The sequence below is a fragment of the Streptococcus sp. 10824 genome, assembly GCF_013276595.1.
In the GTDB taxonomy this organism is placed as follows: Bacteria; Bacillota; Bacilli; order Lactobacillales; family Streptococcaceae; genus Streptococcus; species Streptococcus pseudopneumoniae.
Window position 1 is genome coordinate 1 of the sequence record NZ_VMLH01000088.1, and the last position, 15,019, is coordinate 15,019.

Below are 15,019 nucleotides of genomic sequence, written 5' to 3' on the forward strand. Positions count from 1 at the left end.
TAAAAAACAATTAGCGAATTATTCTGGTAAAAAGAAATGCCACGCTATGAAGGCTCAAGCGATTGTCACAAGTCAAGGGAGAATTGTTTCTTTGGAGATCACTGTGAACTATTGTCATGATATGAAGTTGTTCAAAATGAGTCGCAGAAATATCGGACAAGCTGGTAAAATCTTGGCTGACAGTGCTTATCAAGGACTCATGAAGATATATCCTCAAGCACAAACTCCGAGGAAATCAAGTAAACTTAAGCCATTAACTCTTGAAGACAAAGCCTGTAACCATGCACTATCTAAGGAGAGCAGCAAGGTTGAGAATATTTTTGCCACAGTAAAAACGTTTAAAATGTTTTCAACAACCTATCGAAATCATCGTAAACGCTTCGGATTACGAATGAATTCGATTGCTGGCATTATCAATCATGAACTAGGATTCTAGTTTTGCAGGAAGTCTAGTAGTAAAATAAACTAAAAATCTGTTGCATAATAATGATAAAAACGATATAATGAAAGCGTCTTCGATATTGATGATATAAAATCATTAAAAATTAGCAAAAATCGTTTAATTAGTTAGTTTATAATCTATTGGTCTTCTTCAGTCCAGTGTATCTGCTAAGACCGTTCTTAAAAGTTATCGCTATGATTGGAATACCTACTATAGGTATAGTATGAATTACCACAGATATGGATATATTGTCATTCCGGAATGGTCTTCTTATTATAGCTATTCTGAGTATAAAGTTGGCGGAGGCTGGAACTACGATCGTTATGAGGTAGTAAACCATTACAAAGGAGGCTATTGATCCTTAAAGAGTGAGAAAAAGGAGGACTGGATATGTTACAGCTTACTCATGTGACCTTAAAAACGCGACAAGTCATCTTGCAAGATGCGGATTTCACCTTTAATAAAGGCAGGGTTTATGGTGTTCTCGCTATCAATGGCTCTGGAAAGACGACCCTGTTCCGCGCCATTAGCAACTTAATCCCCATAAGTAGTGGAAATATCGCAGTCTCTCCTTCTTTATTTTATTATGAGAGTGTTGAATGGCTGGATGGAAACTTAAGTGGGATGGACTATCTTCGCCTTATAAAAAGCATCTGGAAGTCAGACCTGAACTTGAGGGATGAAATCGCCTACTGGGAAATGTCTGACTATATCAGCCTTCCCATTCGCAAGTATTCCCTAGGCATGAAGCAACGCTTGGTGATTGCCATGTATTTCCTCAGTCAGGCCAAATGCTGGCTTATGGATGAAATTACAAATGGCTTAGATGAGTATTATCGACAGAAGTTTTTTGATAGGCTGGCACAAATCGATAGACAAGAGCAGCTGGTTCTTTTAAGTTCCCACTATAAGGAAGAGTTGGTTGATGTCTGCGATAGAGTAGTAACCATTCATCAGGGGCAGATAGAAGAGGTTTAGTTTATGAAAGATGTTAGTCTATTTTTATTGAAAAAAGTTTTCAAAAGTCGTTTAAACTGGATTATCTTACTTTTATTTGCATCTGTACTCGGTGTTACCTTTTATTTAAATAGTCAGACTGCAAACTCACACAGCTTGGAGAGCGAGTTGGAAACCAGTGTTGTAAAATATGAGAGAATCATCAATGAAAATGAAGTGAAGCTTTCCCAAATGTCTGACACCAGCTCGGAGGAATACCAGAGTGTTAAAAGTAATTTAGACTTGCAAAAAAATTTTTTAACGCAAAAGAAAGAAATTTTGAATTTACTAAAAGAAGGACGATGGAAAGAAGCCTATTATTTGCAGTGGCAAGATGAAGAGAAGAATTATGAAGTTATGTCAAATGAACCGACTGCTAGCTCTGACTTTAAAATGGCGGTTGACCGCCAACGAAAGATTTACCAAGCCCTGTATCCCTTGAACATAAAAGCACATACTTTGGAGTTTCCGACCCACGGGATTGACCAGATTGTCTGGATTTTAGAGGCTATCATCCCAAGCTTGTTTGTGGTTGCTATTATTTTTATGCTAACGCAACTATTTGCAGAAAGATATCAAAATCATCTGGACACAGCTCAGTTATATCCTTTTTCAAAAGTGACATTTGCTTTATCCTCTCTTGGAGTTGGAGTGGGCTATGTAACTGTGCTGTTTATCGGAATCTGTGGATTTTCTTTTCTAGCGGGAAGTCTGATAAGTGGTTTTGGACAGTTAGATTATCCCTACCCAATTTATAGCTTAGCGAATCAAGAGGTAACTATTGGAAAGATACAAGATGTGTTATTTCCTGGCTTGTTCTTAGCTTTCTTAGCCTTTATCGTCATTGTGGAAGTCGTGTATTTGATTGCTTACTTTTTCAAGCAAAAAATGCCTGTCCTTTTTCTTTCACTCATTGGGATTGTTGGCTTATTGTTTGGCATCCAAACAATTCAGCCTCTTCAAAGGATTGCACATCTGATTCCCTTTACTTACTTGCGTTCAGTGGAGATTTTATCTGGAAGATTACCTAAGCAGATTGATAATGTCAATCTAAATTGGAGCATGGGGCTAGTTTTACTTCCTTGCTTGATTATCCTTTTGTTAGTGGGGATTTTATTTATCGAAAGATGGGGAAATTCACGTAAAAGGGAAGTTTTTAATAGATTCTAGCATTTCTATACGGAAAATAAGTAAAAACTAATATAGAGAGGGAATCAACTTGGTTCTCTCTTTTTGATGTGGAAACCAAGCCAAAATACAAACAGAAACTTTTCAAAAAAATAACTTTTTATCTTGACAAGAGCTAGAAAACTTGATATCATATAAAAGTTGAGAAAAGCAGAAGTGAGAGCTTCTCGCCTTGTGACATTAAGTTGCCTGGCCCTACGGATGAAAAGTTTCGAAGAAACGCTATCATAACGTGCGGGCTTGTATATTTACGAGTCCGCTATTGTTTTTCTCTAATAAAACAAAAGAGGTGAAAACCATAGCAAAGCAAGACTTATTCATCAATGATGAGATTCGTGTACGTGAAGTTCGCTTGATTGGTCTTGAAGGAGAACAGCTAGGCATCAAGCCACTCAGTGAAGCGCAAGCTTTGGCTGATAACGCTAATGTTGACCTAGTATTGATTCAACCCCAAGCCAAACCGCCTGTTGCAAAAATTATGGACTACGGTAAGTTCAAATTTGAGTACCAGAAGAAGCAAAAAGAACAACGTAAAAAACAAAGCGTTGTTACTGTGAAAGAAGTTCGTCTAAGTCCAACAATTGACAAGGGTGACTTTGATACAAAACTTCGTAATGCACGTAAGTTCCTTGAAAAAGGAAATAAAGTTAAGGTATCTATTCGCTTTAAGGGTCGTATGATTACCCATAAAGAGATTGGTGCAAAAGTTTTAGCCGAGTTTGCTGAAGCAACTCAAGATATTGCCATCATCGAACAACGTGCTAAAATGGATGGACGTCAAATGTTCATGCAATTGGCGCCAGCGACTGACAAAAAATAATTGTCAGAAAGTTAAATAAAGGAGAAAAAATCATGCCAAAACAAAAAACACACCGCGCATCAGCTAAACGTTTCAAACGTACAGGTTCTGGTGGACTTAAACGTTTCCGTGCTTACACTTCTCACCGTTTCCACGGAAAAACTAAGAAACAACGTCGTCATCTTCGTAAAGCATCTATGGTGCATTCAGGAGATTACAAACGTATCAAAGCAATGCTTACTCGCTTGAAATAATAGCTTGACTGTAAGTAAACAATTCTAGGAAATATTTGGAGGAAATAAAACATGGCACGTGTTAAAGGTGGCGTTGTATCACGCAAACGTCGTAAACGTATTCTTAAATTAGCAAAAGGTTACTATGGAGCTAAACACATCTTGTTCCGTACTGCAAAAGAACAAGTAATGAACTCTTACTACTATGCATACCGTGACCGTCGTCAGAAAAAACGTGACTTCCGCAAATTGTGGATCACTCGTATCAACGCGGCAGCTCGTATGAACGGACTTTCATACTCACAATTGATGCATGGTTTGAAATTGGCTGAGATCGAAGTTAACCGTAAAATGCTTGCTGACTTAGCTGTTAACGATGCAGCAGCTTTCACAGCTCTTGCAGATGCAGCGAAAGCAAAACTTGGTAAATAATAACAGATAAGACTGGAACAGGATTGTCCCAGTCTTTTTAAAAATAAAGGAGAAAAATATGGCTTCAAAAATGTTACACACTTGCTTGCGAGTAGAAAACCTTGAAAAATCAATCGCATTTTATCAAGATGCTTTTGGTTTTAAAGAATTGCGTCGCAGAGATTTTCCAGACCATGCCTTCACGATTGTCTATCTAGGTCTTGAGGGTGATGACTATGAGTTGGAGTTGACTTATAACTACGATCATGGTCCTTATGTGGTTGGAGATGGATTTGCCCATATCGCCCTCAGTACACCTGATCTTGAAGCTCTTCATCAAGAGCATAGTGCCAAAGGTTATGAAGTTACTGAGCCAAATGGCCTACCAGGAACTGCGCCTAACTATTACTTTGTCAAAGACCCTGATGGATATAAGGTCGAAGTTATTCGTGAAAAATAATCTCGTGAGGTCAAGTAGAATGTTCGTTTTCTACTTGACTTTTTTTAGCTGAAAGAGTATACTGGTAAAAATTTAACCTTTAAGGGGAGTCCAGAGAGACTCACAAGGTGTCAGATAAAAGAATAGTACAATTTTCTAGAGGAGACTTTTTGAGTGTGCTCTCTTCTGTTGTACGATTTTAACTGAGGCCTTGCACTAGCAAGGTCTTTTCTTTGTCTGGACCCCTTAAAATTTAAGGAGGAAAAGTCATGAATCCCACATGTAAGAAACGTTTGGGTGCAATTCGTTTGGAAACCATGAAGGTGGTCGCACAAGAGGAAATCGCGCCAGCAATCTTTGAATTAGTCCTAGAAGGAGAAATGGTTGAAGCTATGCGAGCAGGCCAATTTCTTCATCTGCGTGTGCCTGATGATGCCCATCTCTTGCGCCGTCCTATTTCAATTTCGTCTATTGATAAGGTTAAGAAGCAGTGTCATATTATTTATCGGATTGAGGGGGCTGGGACAGCTATTTTCTCAACCTTAAGTCAGGGTGATACTCTTGATGTGATGGGGCCTCAAGGGAATGGTTTTGACTTGTCTGACCTAGATGAGCAGAGCCAGATTCTCTTAGTTGGAGGGGGGATTGGTGTACCTCCTTTACTTGAGGTGGCCAAGGAATTGCATGCGCGTGGTGTGAAAGTAGTGACAGTTCTCGGTTTTGCGAACAAGGATGCTGTTATTTTAGAGGCGGAATTGGCCCAATATGGGCAGGTCTTTGTAACGACAGATGATGGTTCGTATGGCATTAAGGGAAATGTCTCTGTAGTCATCAAGGATTTAGACAGTCAGTTTGATGCTGTTTACTCATGTGGGGCTCCAGGAATGATGAAGTATATCAATCAAACCTTTTATGACCACCCAAGAGCCTATCTATCTCTGGAATCTCGTATGGCTTGTGGGATGGGAGCTTGTTATGCCTGCGTCCTAAAAGTGCCAGAAAGCGAGAAGGTCAGTCAACGCGTCTGTGAAGATGGCCCTGTTTTCCGCACAGGAACAGTTGTATTATAAGGAGAAAATCATGACTACAAATCGTTTACAAGTTTCTCTCCCAGGCTTGGATTTGAAAAATCCCATTATTCCAGCATCAGGCTGTTTTGGTTTTGGACAAGAGTATGCCAAGTACTATGATTTAGACCTTTTAGGTTCTATTATGATCAAGGCGACAACCCTTGAACCCCGTTTTGGGAATCCAACTCCAAGAGTGGCAGAAACACCCGCTGGTATGCTTAATGCAATTGGCTTGCAAAATCCTGGTTTGGAAGTTGTTTTGGCTGAAAAGTTACCTTGGCTGGAAAGAGAATATCCCAATCTTCCTATTATTGCCAATGTGGCTGGTTTTTCAAAACAAGAGTATGAGACCGTTTCTCGTGGTATTTCCAAGGTAGCTAATGTGAAGGCTATTGAGCTCAATATTTCTTGCCCTAACGTAGATCACTGTAATCATGGACTTTTGATTGGTCAAGATCCAGATTTGGCTTATGATGTGGTGAAAGCAGCTGTGGAAGCCTCAGAAGTGCCAGTTTATGTCAAATTAACCCCGAGTGTGACCGATATCGTTACTGTCGCAAAAGCTGCAGAAGATGCGGGAGCAAGTGGCTTGACCATGATCAATACTCTGGTTGGAATGCGCTTTGACCTCAAAACCAGAAAACCAATCTTGGCCAATGGAACAGGTGGAATGTCAGGTCCAGCAGTCTTTCCAGTAGCCCTCAAACTCATCCGCCAAGTAGCCCAAACAACAGACCTGCCTATCATTGGAATGGGGGGAGTGGATTCGGCTGAAGCTGCCCTAGAAATGTATCTGGCTGGGGCATCTGCTATCGGAGTTGGAACAGCTAACTTTACCAATCCTTATGCCTGCCCTGACATCATCGAAAATTTACCAAAAGTCATGGATAAATACGGTATTAGCAGTCTGGAAGAACTCCGTCAGGAAGTAAAAGAGTCTCTGAGGTAACCTGCAATCAATCTGTTCTTGATTTTTTATTAGTTTGTAATATGAATTTAGGAGAATTTTGGTACAATAAAATAAATAAGAACAGAGGAAGAAGGTTAATGAAGAAAGTAAGATTTATTTTTTTAGCTCTGCTATTTTTCTTAGCTAGTCCAGAGGGTGCAATGGCTAGTGATGGTACTTGGCAAGGAAAACAGTATCTGAAAGAAGATGGCAGTCAAGCAGCGAATGAGTGGGTTTTTGATACTCATTATCAATCTTGGTTCTATATAAAAGCAGATGCTAACTATGCTGAAAATGAATGGCTAAAGCAAGGTGACGACTATTTTTACCTCAAATCTGGTGGCTATATGGCCAAATCAGAATGGGTAGAAGACAAGGGAGCCTTTTATTATCTTGACCAAGATGGAAAGATGAAAAGAAATGCTTGGGTAGGAACTTCCTATGTTGGTGCAACAGGTGCCAAAGTAATAGAAGACTGGGTCTATGATTCTCAATACGATGCTTGGTTTTATATCAAAGCAGATGGACAGCACGCAGAGAAAGAATGGCTCCAAATTAAAGGGAAGGATTATTATTTCAAATCCGGTGGTTATCTACTGACAAGTCAGTGGATTAATCAAGCTTATGTGAATGCCACTGGTGCCAAAGTACAGCAAGGTTGGCTTTTTGACAGACAATACCAATCTTGGTTTTACATCAAAGAAAATGGAAACCATGCTGATAAAGAATGGATTTTCGAGAATGGTCACTATTATTATCTAAAATCCGGTGGCTACATGACAGTCAATGAATGGATTTGGGATAAGGAATCTTGGTTTTATCTCAAATCTGATGGGAAAATAGCTGAAAAAGAATGGGTCTACGATTCTCATAGTCAAGCTTGGTACTACTTCAAATCCGGTGGCTACATGGCAGCCAATGAATGGATTTGGGATAAGGAGTCATGGTTTTACCTCAAGTCTGATGGCAAAATGGCTAAAAAAGAATGGGTCTACGATTCTAAAAGTCAAGCCTGGTACTACTTCAAATCCGGTGGCTACATGGCGAAAAATGAGACAGTAGATGGTTATCAGCTTGGAAGCGATGGTAAATGGCGTGGAGAAAAAGCTACAAATGAAAATGCTGCTTATTATCAAGTAGTACCAGTCACAGCAAATATCTATAATGCAGATGGTGAAAAGCTCTCCTATATATCGCAAGCTAGTGTTGTTTGGCTAGATAAGGATAGAAAAAGTGATGACAAGCGCCTGGCTATTACTATTTCTGGTTTGTCAGGCTATATGAAAACAGAAGATTTACAAGCGCTAGATGCTAGTAAGGACTTTATCCCTTATTATGAGAGTGATGGCCACCGTTTTTATCACTATGTGGCTCAGAATGCTAGTATCCCAGTAGCTTCTCATCTTTCTGATATGGAAGTAGGCAAGAAATATTATTCGGCAGATGGCCTGCATTTTGATGGTTTTAAGCTTGAGAATCCCTTCCTTTTCAAAGATTTAACAGAGGCTACAAACTACAGTGCTGAAGAATTGGATAAGGTATTTAGTTTGCTAAACATTAACAATAGCCTTTTGGAGAACAAGGGCGCTACTTTTAAGGAAGCCGAAAAACATTACCATATCAATGCTCTTTATCTCCTTGCCCATAGTGCCCTAGAAAGTAACTGGGGAAGAAGTAAAATTGCCAAAGATAAGAATAATTTCTTTGGAATTACAGCCTATGATACGACACCTTACCTTTCTGCCAAGACATTTGATGATGTGGATAAGGGAATTTTAGGTGCAAGCAAGTGGATTAAGGAAAATTATATCGATAGGGGCAGAACTTTCCTTGGAAACAAGGCATCTGGTATGAATGTGGAATATGCCTCAGACCCTTATTGGGGAGAAAAAATTGCTAGTGTGATGATGAAAATCAATGAGAAATTAGGTGGCAAAGATTAGTCCTATAATTGGATATGATTTGAGTATAAGTTAAAAATCCTGATTTCAAATAAAATCAGGATTTTTTCATGGATGCGATTTTTTCTGGATCTGGTGTGACACGGAGGGTCTTTTGTCCTGTGTAAGTGACAAAGCCGGGTTTTCCGCCAGTTGGTTTATTGAGTTTCTTGACTTCAATCATATCTACCTGGACCAGATTTGACAGGCGACCTTGAGAGAAGTAGGCTGCAAGTTCTGCTGCGTCTGTCTTGACTTCATCAGATGGGTCAAGATTGCCTGAGATGACAACATGGCTTCCAGGAATGTCCTTGGCATGGAACCAAAGTTCCTCCTTGCGGGCCATTTTAAAGGTTAGTTCTTCATTTTGAAGATTGTTTCGGCCGACACAGATGATGGTTTTGCCATCGCTTGCTAGATATTGTTCTGGTTTTTTGCGTTTCTGGATTTTCTCCCGCTGTCTTCTGCGGATAAAGCCAGTTTGAATCAATTCTTCACGGATTTCAGCGATTTCTTCCAGCCCAGCTTGGTTGAGGACGGTTTCTACACTTTCCAGATAGAGAATAGTGGCCTTGGTTTCCTCAATCAGATCAGTCAAGTATTTGACAGCTTCTTTGAGTTTCTGATACCGTTTAAAATAGCGTTGGGCATTTTGGTTGGGAGTCAAGGCCTTATCAAGCGCAATCGTGATAGGTTGGTTGGTGTAGTAGTTGTCTAGGATAACCTGGTCTTGGTCGTTAGGCACTTGGTGGAGGAAGGTTGTCAGCAATTCTCCTTTTTGACGAAATTCTTCAGCGTTGTCTGTCGCCAGTAACTCTTTTTCCTGTTTTTTCAGCTTATGTCGGTTTTTCTGAAGTTCATTTTCAACACGACGAATGAGTTCACTGGCTTGCTGTTTGACGCGGTCGCGTTCTGCCTTGTCCTTATAGTAGGTGTCCAGCAAATCAGAAAGACTGGTAAAAGGCTCTCCCACTTGATTTTTAAAAGGAACTGGACTGAAGGATGTCTCAGTCAAGCATGGCTGGGTTTCTTGATGGAAAAAGGTACGGAAAGTAGACAGTTTATCACTAACCAGAATCCTTTCCAATTCATTTGCCGTATCGCGTCCCAGACCTTGAAAGAGGCTTTGAAGATTTTTATCTGTCGTTTCCTGTGTTTGAAGGATTTCAAAGAGTTTCTCGTCCTTGATTGTAAAAGGATTGAGAGATTCCGTACTTGGCGGAGCGATGTAGGTCGACCCAGGAAGCAAGGTACGGTAGCTATTTTGTGAAAAGCCAACGTGTTTGATAACTTCGAGGATTTTATGACTACTTTTATCGACTAGTAGAATATTACTGTGTTTTCCCATGATTTCGATAATCAATGTTGCCTGAATATGGTCTCCAATCTCGTTTTTATTGGAAACTGTCATTTCCACAATACGGTCATTTTCCACTTGCTCAATCGACTCAATCAGGGCCCCCTGCAAATACTTTCTCAAAACCATGATAAAGGTAGAAGGCTGGGCTGGATTTTCAAAAGTCGTTTGGGTCAGCTGAATGCGTCCAAAAACAGGATGGGCAGAAAGGAGCAGGCGATGGCTTTGGCGATTGCTGCGGATTTGCAAGACCAACTCTTGTTCAAAAGGTTGATTGATTTTCTGGATGCGACCGTTCACTAACTCTCTTCGCAATTCCTCAACCATGTGGTGTAAAAAAAATCCGTCAAATGACATCGTTCTCTCCTTGTGATTGTATTCCATAGTATTATATCAAAAAGGTAGAATAAAATCATGGAAATGTGGTATAATAAAGCCAAGTAAAGAGAAACGAGAAGCACATGTATATTGAAATGGTAGATGAAACTGGTCAAGTTTCAAAAGAAATGTTGCAACAAACCCAAGAAATTTTGGAATTTGCAGCCCAAAAATTAGGAAAAGAAGACAAGGAGATGGCAGTCACTTTTGTGACCAATGAGCGTAGTCATGAACTTAATCTGGAGTACCGTGACACCGACCGTCCGACAGATGTCATCAGCCTTGAGTATAAACCAGAATTGGAAATTGCCTTTGACGAAGAGGATTTGCTTGAAAATCCAGAATTGACAGAGATGATGTCTGAGTTTGATGCCTATATTGGGGAATTGTTCATCTCTATCGATAAGGCTCATGAGCAGGCCGAAGAATATGGTCACAGCTTTGAGCGTGAGATGGGCTTCTTGGCAGTACACGGCTTTTTACATATTAACGGCTATGATCACTACACTCCGGAAGAAGAAGCGGAGATGTTCGGTTTACAAGAAGAAATTTTGACAGCCTATGGACTCACAAGACAATAAACGAAAATGGAAAAATCGTGACCTGATATCCAGTTTAGAATTTGCTTTGACAGGTATTTTTACTGCTATCAAGGAAGAACGCAATATGCGAAAACATGCAGTGACGGCTCTAGTGGTCATCCTTGCAGGTTTTGGTTTTCAGGTGTCACGAATCGAATGGCTCTTTCTCCTATTGAGCATTTTCTTGGTAGTAGCCTTTGAGATTATCAACTCTGCTATTGAAAATGTGGTGGATTTGGCCAGTCACTATCACTTTTCCATGCTGGCTAAAAATGCCAAGGATATGGCGGCTGGCGCGGTATTAGTGGTTTCTCTTTTCGCAGCCTTAACAGGCGCATTAATTTTTCTCCCACGAATCTGGGATTTATTATTTTAAACAGTAAGAGGAAATTATGACTTTTAAATCAGGTTTTGTAGCCATTTTAGGACGTCCCAATGTTGGGAAGTCAACCTTTTTAAATCATGTCATGGGGCAAAAGATTGCCATCATGAGTGACAAGGCGCAGACAACGCGCAACAAAATTATGGGAATTTACACGACTGATAAAGAGCAAATCGTCTTTATCGATACGCCAGGGATTCACAAGCCTAAGACGGCTCTTGGAGATTTCATGGTTGAGTCTGCCTACAGTACCCTTCGTGAAGTGGATACCGTGCTTTTCATGGTGCCTGCTGATGAAGCGCGTGGTAAGGGGGACGACATGATTATTGAGCGTCTCAAGGCTGCCAAGGCTCCTGTGATTTTGGTTGTGAACAAGATTGATAAGGTTCATCCAGACCAGCTCTTGTCTCAGATTGATGACTTCCGTAATCAAATGGACTTTAAGGAAATTGTTCCAATCTCAGCCCTTCAGGGAAATAATGTGTCTCGTCTAGTGGATATTTTGAGTGAAAATCTGGACGAAGGTTTCCAATATTTCCCGTCTGATCAAATCACAGACCATCCAGAACGTTTCTTGGTTTCAGAAATGGTTCGCGAGAAAGTCTTGCACCTAACTCGTGAAGAGATTCCGCATTCTGTTGCAGTAGTTGTGGATTCTATGAAACGAGACGAAGAGACAGACAAGGTTCACATCCGTGCAACAATTATGGTCGAGCGCGATAGCCAAAAAGGGATTATCATCGGTAAAGGTGGCGCTATGCTTAAGAAAATCGGTAGCATGGCCCGTCGTGATATCGAACTCATGCTAGGAGACAAGGTCTTCCTAGAAACCTGGGTCAAGGTCAAGAAAAACTGGCGCGATAAAAAGCTGGATTTAGCTGACTTTGGCTATAATGAAAAAGAATACTAAGTAGAGGTGGGCTCATGCCTGCTTCTTGTTTTTACAGAAGGAGGACTTATGCCTGAATTACCTGAGGTTGAAACCGTTCGTCGTGGCTTGGAAAAATTGATTTTGGGTAAGAAGATTTCGAGTATAGAAATTCGTTATCCCAAGATGATTAAGACGGATTTGGACGAGTTTCAAAGGGAATTGCCTAGTCAGATTATCGAGTCAATGGGACGTCGTGGTAAATATTTACTTTTCTGCCTGACAGAAAAGGTTTTGATTTCCCATCTGCGGATGGAGGGCAAGTATTTTTACTATCCAGACCAAGTACCTGAACGCAAACATGCCCATGTTTTCTTTCAGTTTGAAGATGGTGGCACGCTTGTTTATGAGGATGTTCGCAAGTTTGGTACTATGGAATTGCTGGTGCCAGACCTTTTAGACGCCTACTTTATTTCTAAAAAATTAGGTCCTGAACCAAGCGAACAAGACTTTGATTTACAGGTCTTTCAAGATGCCCTAGCCAAGTCCAAAAAGCCTATCAAATCTCATCTCTTAGACCAGACCTTGGTAGCTGGACTTGGCAATATCTATGTGGATGAGGTTCTCTGGCGAGCTCAGGTTCATCCAGCTAGACCTTCCCAGACTTTGACAGCAGAAGAAGCGACAGCTATTCATGACCAAACCATTGCTGTATTGGGACAGGCTGTTGAAAAAGGTGGATCCACCATTCGGACCTATACCAATGCCTTTGGGGAAGATGGAACCATGCAGGATTTTCATCAAGTCTATGACAAGGCTGGTCAAGAATGTGTACGCTGTGGCACCATCATTGAGAAAATCCAACTAGGTGGACGAGGCACCCATTTTTGTCCTCAGTGCCAAAGGAGGAATTGATGGGAAAAATCATTGGAATCACTGGGGGAATTGCCTCTGGTAAGTCAACCGTGACAAATTTTCTAAGAAATAAAGGTTTTCAAGTAGTGGATGCCGACGCAGTCGTCCACCAACTACAGAAACCTGGTGGTCGTCTGTTTCAGGCTCTAGTCCAGCACTTTGGGCAAGAAATCATCCTTGAAAACGGAGAACTTAATCGCCCTCTCCTAGCTAGTCTTATCTTTTCAAATCCTGAAGAACAGGAATGGTCTAAGCGAATCCAAGGAAAGATTATCCGTGAGGAGCTAGCTACGTTGAGAGACCAGTTGGCTCAGACAGAAGAGATTTTCTTCATGGATATTCCCTTGCTTTTTGAGCAGGACTACGTCTCTTGGTTTGATGAGACTTGGTTGGTCTATGTGGACCGAGATGTCCAAGTAGAACGCTTAATGAAAAGGAACCAGTTGTCCAAAGATGAAGCTGAATCTCGTCTGGCAGCCCAGTGGCCTTTAGAGAAAAAGAAAGATTTGGCCAGCCATGTTTTAAACAACAATGGAAATCAAGACCAGCTTCTCACTCAGGTACGTATCCTGCTTGAGGGAGGTAAGCAAGATGACAGAGATTAACTGAAAAGATAATCTGCGCATTGCCTGGTTTGGTAATTTTCTGACAGGAGCCAGTATTTCTTTGGTTGTGCCTTTTATGCCCATCTTTGTGGAAAGTCTGGGTGTAGGGGGAGAGCAAGTTGCTTTTTTTGCAGGCTTAGCTATTTCTGTCTCTGCTATTTCTGCGGCGCTCTTTTCTCCTATTTGGGGTATTCTTGCTGACAAATACGGTCGAAAACCCATGATGATTCGAGCTGGGCTTGCCATGACCATTACTATGGGAGGCTTAGCCTTTGTCCCAAATATCTATTGGCTAATCTTTCTTCGTTTATTAAACGGTGTATTTGCAGGATTTGTTCCTAATGCAACTGCCTTGATAGCCAGTCAGGTTCCCAAGGAGAAATCAGGCTCTGCCTTAGGTACTTTGTCTACAGGCGTAGTTGCAGGCACTCTAACTGGTCCCTTTATTGGTGGCTTTATCGCAGAATTATTTGGCATTCGTACAGTTTTCTTACTGGTTGGTAGTTTTCTATTTTTAGCTGCTATTTTGACTATTTGCTTCATCAAGGAAGATTTTCAACCAGTAGCCAAGGAAAAGGCCATTCCAACAAAGGAATTATTTACCTCGGTTAAATATCCCTATCTCTTGGTCAACCTCTTTCTGACCAGTTTTGTTATCCAATTTTCAGCCCAATCAATCGGCCCTATTTTGGCTCTTTATGTACGCGACTTAGGGCAGACAGAGAATCTTCTTTTTGTCTCTGGTTTGATTGTGTCCAGTATGGGCTTTTCCAGTATGATGAGTGCAGGAGTTATGGGAAAGCTAGGTGACAAGGTGGGCAATCATCGTCTCTTGGTTGTCGCCCAGTTTTATTCAGTCATCATCTATCTCCTCTGTGCCAATGCCTCTAGCCCCCTTCAACTAGGACTCTATCGATTCCTCTTTGGATTGGGAACTGGTGCCTTGATTCCCGGGGTTAATGCCCTACTCAGCAAAATGACTCCCAAAGCCGGCATTTCGAGGGTCTTTGCCTTCAATCAGGTATTCTTTTATCTGGTATCTGGGAGGTGTTGTTGGGCCTATGGCAGGTTCTGCAGTAGCAGGTCAATTTGGCTATCATGCAGTCTTTTATGCGACAAGCCTTTAGTTGTCTCTTTAACCTGCTTCAATTTCGAACATTATTAGACTTCCTGCGAAACAATATATGGTATAATAGTTCTATGGATTATGAAGCAAGTGAACAACTAACTGATGCACAATTTAATCGTCTTGTTGGTGTTCAGTGCACGACTTTTGAAGAGATATTAGCCGTATTAAAAATTAAACACGCAAAAGATGGATAAAAACCTAAATTAAGCCTAGAAGACCTTCTTATAGCCACTCTTCAATATGTGCGAGAATACCGCACTTATGAACAAATTGTGGCTGATTTTGGTATCCACGAAAGCAACTTAACCCATCGGAATTAATGGGTTGAAGTAACTCT

At 40.9% G+C, this 15,019-nt stretch carries 17 protein-coding genes, 2 pseudogenes and 1 other annotated feature; of the genes and pseudogenes, 18 read left to right on the forward strand and 1 reads right to left on the reverse strand.

What is annotated here, in order from left to right; all coding sequences use genetic code 11:
- From HT701_RS08260 to HT701_RS08305, 11 genes are all read left to right on the forward strand, one after another.
- Positions 1 to 436: transposase family protein (locus tag HT701_RS08260; RefSeq protein WP_172931422.1), on the forward strand; the 436-nt coding region annotated here is incomplete at its 5' end.
- Between the two features lie 145 nt (positions 437 to 581).
- Positions 582 to 800, forward strand: coding sequence for a hypothetical protein (locus HT701_RS11555; protein WP_033605204.1), 219 nt, complete (start codon positions 582 to 584; stop codon positions 798 to 800).
- Between the two features lie 32 nt (positions 801 to 832).
- Entirely contained in the window at positions 833 to 1,420 is a 588-nt protein-coding gene (locus tag HT701_RS08265; RefSeq protein ID WP_023936431.1) for an ABC transporter ATP-binding protein, read from the forward strand.
- Between the two features lie 3 nt (positions 1,421 to 1,423).
- On the forward strand, positions 1,424 to 2,608 hold the full coding sequence (locus tag HT701_RS08270) for a hypothetical protein (protein ID WP_119919363.1): 1,185 nt from the start codon (positions 1,424 to 1,426) through the stop codon (positions 2,606 to 2,608).
- Between the two features lie 160 nt (positions 2,609 to 2,768).
- Positions 2,769 to 2,900 (forward strand) — a sequence feature (ribosomal protein L20 leader region).
- A gap of 15 nt (positions 2,901 to 2,915) precedes the next feature.
- Positions 2,916 to 3,446: a translation initiation factor IF-3 gene (infC, locus tag HT701_RS08275; protein ID WP_000848180.1), complete on the forward strand. Its 531-nt coding sequence runs from the start codon at positions 2,916 to 2,918 to the stop codon at positions 3,444 to 3,446.
- A 32-nt stretch (positions 3,447 to 3,478) separates the two neighbouring features.
- Positions 3,479 to 3,679 carry a 50S ribosomal protein L35 gene (gene rpmI, locus HT701_RS08280; protein ID WP_001125943.1) on the forward strand — a complete coding sequence of 67 codons (201 nt, stop codon included), beginning with the start codon at positions 3,479 to 3,481 and terminating at the stop codon, positions 3,677 to 3,679.
- Positions 3,680 to 3,730: 51 nt separating this feature from the next.
- Positions 3,731 to 4,090 carry a 50S ribosomal protein L20 gene (gene rplT, locus HT701_RS08285; protein WP_000124834.1) on the forward strand — a complete coding sequence of 120 codons (360 nt, stop codon included), beginning with the start codon at positions 3,731 to 3,733 and terminating at the stop codon, positions 4,088 to 4,090.
- 58 nt (positions 4,091 to 4,148) lie between these two features.
- Complete coding sequence (locus HT701_RS08290; protein WP_000157153.1) at positions 4,149 to 4,529, forward strand: VOC family protein; 381 nt, start codon at positions 4,149 to 4,151, stop codon at positions 4,527 to 4,529.
- Between the two features lie 248 nt (positions 4,530 to 4,777).
- Positions 4,778 to 5,578, forward strand: a complete 801-nt coding sequence (locus HT701_RS08295) for a dihydroorotate dehydrogenase electron transfer subunit (protein WP_119919364.1) — start codon at positions 4,778 to 4,780, stop codon at positions 5,576 to 5,578.
- Complete coding sequence (locus HT701_RS08300) at positions 5,541 to 6,527, forward strand: dihydroorotate dehydrogenase (RefSeq protein ID WP_165852435.1); 987 nt, start codon at positions 5,541 to 5,543, stop codon at positions 6,525 to 6,527. Before HT701_RS08295 ends, HT701_RS08300 begins: the two co-directional genes overlap by 38 nt.
- 41 nt (positions 6,528 to 6,568) lie before the next feature.
- Complete coding sequence (locus tag HT701_RS08305; RefSeq protein WP_100104275.1) at positions 6,569 to 8,470, forward strand: glucosaminidase domain-containing protein; 1,902 nt, start codon at positions 6,569 to 6,571, stop codon at positions 8,468 to 8,470.
- A gap of 55 nt (positions 8,471 to 8,525) precedes the next feature.
- Here the strand turns inward: HT701_RS08305 and pavA are convergent, their stop codons facing one another.
- Entirely contained in the window at positions 8,526 to 10,181 is a 1,656-nt protein-coding gene (gene pavA, locus HT701_RS08310) for an Rqc2 family fibronectin-binding protein PavA (RefSeq protein WP_172931423.1), read from the reverse strand.
- 104 nt (positions 10,182 to 10,285) lie between these two features.
- Here pavA and ybeY point away from each other — a divergent pair, with 104 nt between their 5' ends.
- The 7 genes and pseudogenes from ybeY to HT701_RS08345 all read left to right on the forward strand — a co-directional run.
- The gene (gene ybeY, locus HT701_RS08315; RefSeq protein WP_000275158.1) at positions 10,286 to 10,783 is read left to right on the forward strand and encodes an rRNA maturation RNase YbeY; all 498 of its coding nucleotides are present in this window, start codon (positions 10,286 to 10,288) and stop codon (positions 10,781 to 10,783) included.
- The gene (locus HT701_RS08320; RefSeq protein WP_023941235.1) at positions 10,764 to 11,159 is read left to right on the forward strand and encodes a diacylglycerol kinase; all 396 of its coding nucleotides are present in this window, start codon (positions 10,764 to 10,766) and stop codon (positions 11,157 to 11,159) included. The genes ybeY and HT701_RS08320 overlap by 20 nt, the downstream gene beginning before the upstream one ends.
- A 16-nt stretch (positions 11,160 to 11,175) precedes the next feature.
- Positions 11,176 to 12,075, forward strand: a complete 900-nt coding sequence (gene era, locus HT701_RS08325; RefSeq protein WP_166731602.1) for a GTPase Era — start codon at positions 11,176 to 11,178, stop codon at positions 12,073 to 12,075.
- 48 nt (positions 12,076 to 12,123) lie between these two features.
- Positions 12,124 to 12,948, forward strand: a complete 825-nt coding sequence (gene mutM / locus HT701_RS08330; protein WP_100104273.1) for a DNA-formamidopyrimidine glycosylase — start codon at positions 12,124 to 12,126, stop codon at positions 12,946 to 12,948.
- Positions 12,948 to 13,553 carry a dephospho-CoA kinase gene (gene coaE, locus HT701_RS08335; RefSeq protein WP_172931424.1) on the forward strand — a complete coding sequence of 202 codons (606 nt, stop codon included), beginning with the start codon at positions 12,948 to 12,950 and terminating at the stop codon, positions 13,551 to 13,553. The genes mutM and coaE overlap by 1 nt, the downstream gene beginning before the upstream one ends.
- A 13-nt stretch (positions 13,554 to 13,566) precedes the next feature.
- Positions 13,567 to 14,717, forward strand: a pseudogene (locus tag HT701_RS08340) (multidrug efflux MFS transporter); the annotation flags it as partial.
- 36 nt (positions 14,718 to 14,753) lie between these two features.
- A pseudogene (locus tag HT701_RS08345) lies at positions 14,754 to 14,999 on the forward strand (transposase family protein); the annotation flags it as partial.
- Between the last annotated feature and the right edge of the window lie 20 nt (positions 15,000 to 15,019).

Excerpts from the sequence above, each read along its gene's own strand:
- era (WP_166731602.1), top strand. The coding sequence starts at position 11,176 with ATGACTTTTAAATCAGGTTTTGTAGCCATTTTAGGACGTCCCAATGTT.
- rpmI (WP_001125943.1), top strand. The coding sequence starts at position 3,479 with ATGCCAAAACAAAAAACACACCGCGCATCAGCTAAACGTTTCAAACGT.
- pavA (WP_172931423.1), bottom strand. The coding sequence starts at position 10,181 with ATGTCATTTGACGGATTTTTTTTACACCACATGGTTGAGGAATTGCGA.
- ybeY (WP_000275158.1), top strand. The coding sequence starts at position 10,286 with ATGTATATTGAAATGGTAGATGAAACTGGTCAAGTTTCAAAAGAAATG.
- HT701_RS08300 (WP_165852435.1), top strand. The coding sequence starts at position 5,541 with ATGGCCCTGTTTTCCGCACAGGAACAGTTGTATTATAAGGAGAAAATC.
- HT701_RS08320 (WP_023941235.1), top strand. The coding sequence starts at position 10,764 with ATGGACTCACAAGACAATAAACGAAAATGGAAAAATCGTGACCTGATA.
- coaE (WP_172931424.1), top strand. The coding sequence starts at position 12,948 with ATGGGAAAAATCATTGGAATCACTGGGGGAATTGCCTCTGGTAAGTCA.
- rplT (WP_000124834.1), top strand. The coding sequence starts at position 3,731 with ATGGCACGTGTTAAAGGTGGCGTTGTATCACGCAAACGTCGTAAACGT.
- HT701_RS08290 (WP_000157153.1), top strand. The coding sequence starts at position 4,149 with ATGGCTTCAAAAATGTTACACACTTGCTTGCGAGTAGAAAACCTTGAA.
- HT701_RS08265 (WP_023936431.1), top strand. The coding sequence starts at position 833 with ATGTTACAGCTTACTCATGTGACCTTAAAAACGCGACAAGTCATCTTG.
- mutM (WP_100104273.1), top strand. The coding sequence starts at position 12,124 with ATGCCTGAATTACCTGAGGTTGAAACCGTTCGTCGTGGCTTGGAAAAA.
- HT701_RS08295 (WP_119919364.1), top strand. The coding sequence starts at position 4,778 with ATGAATCCCACATGTAAGAAACGTTTGGGTGCAATTCGTTTGGAAACC.
- HT701_RS08305 (WP_100104275.1), top strand. The coding sequence starts at position 6,569 with ATGAATTTAGGAGAATTTTGGTACAATAAAATAAATAAGAACAGAGGA.
- HT701_RS08270 (WP_119919363.1), top strand. The coding sequence starts at position 1,424 with ATGAAAGATGTTAGTCTATTTTTATTGAAAAAAGTTTTCAAAAGTCGT.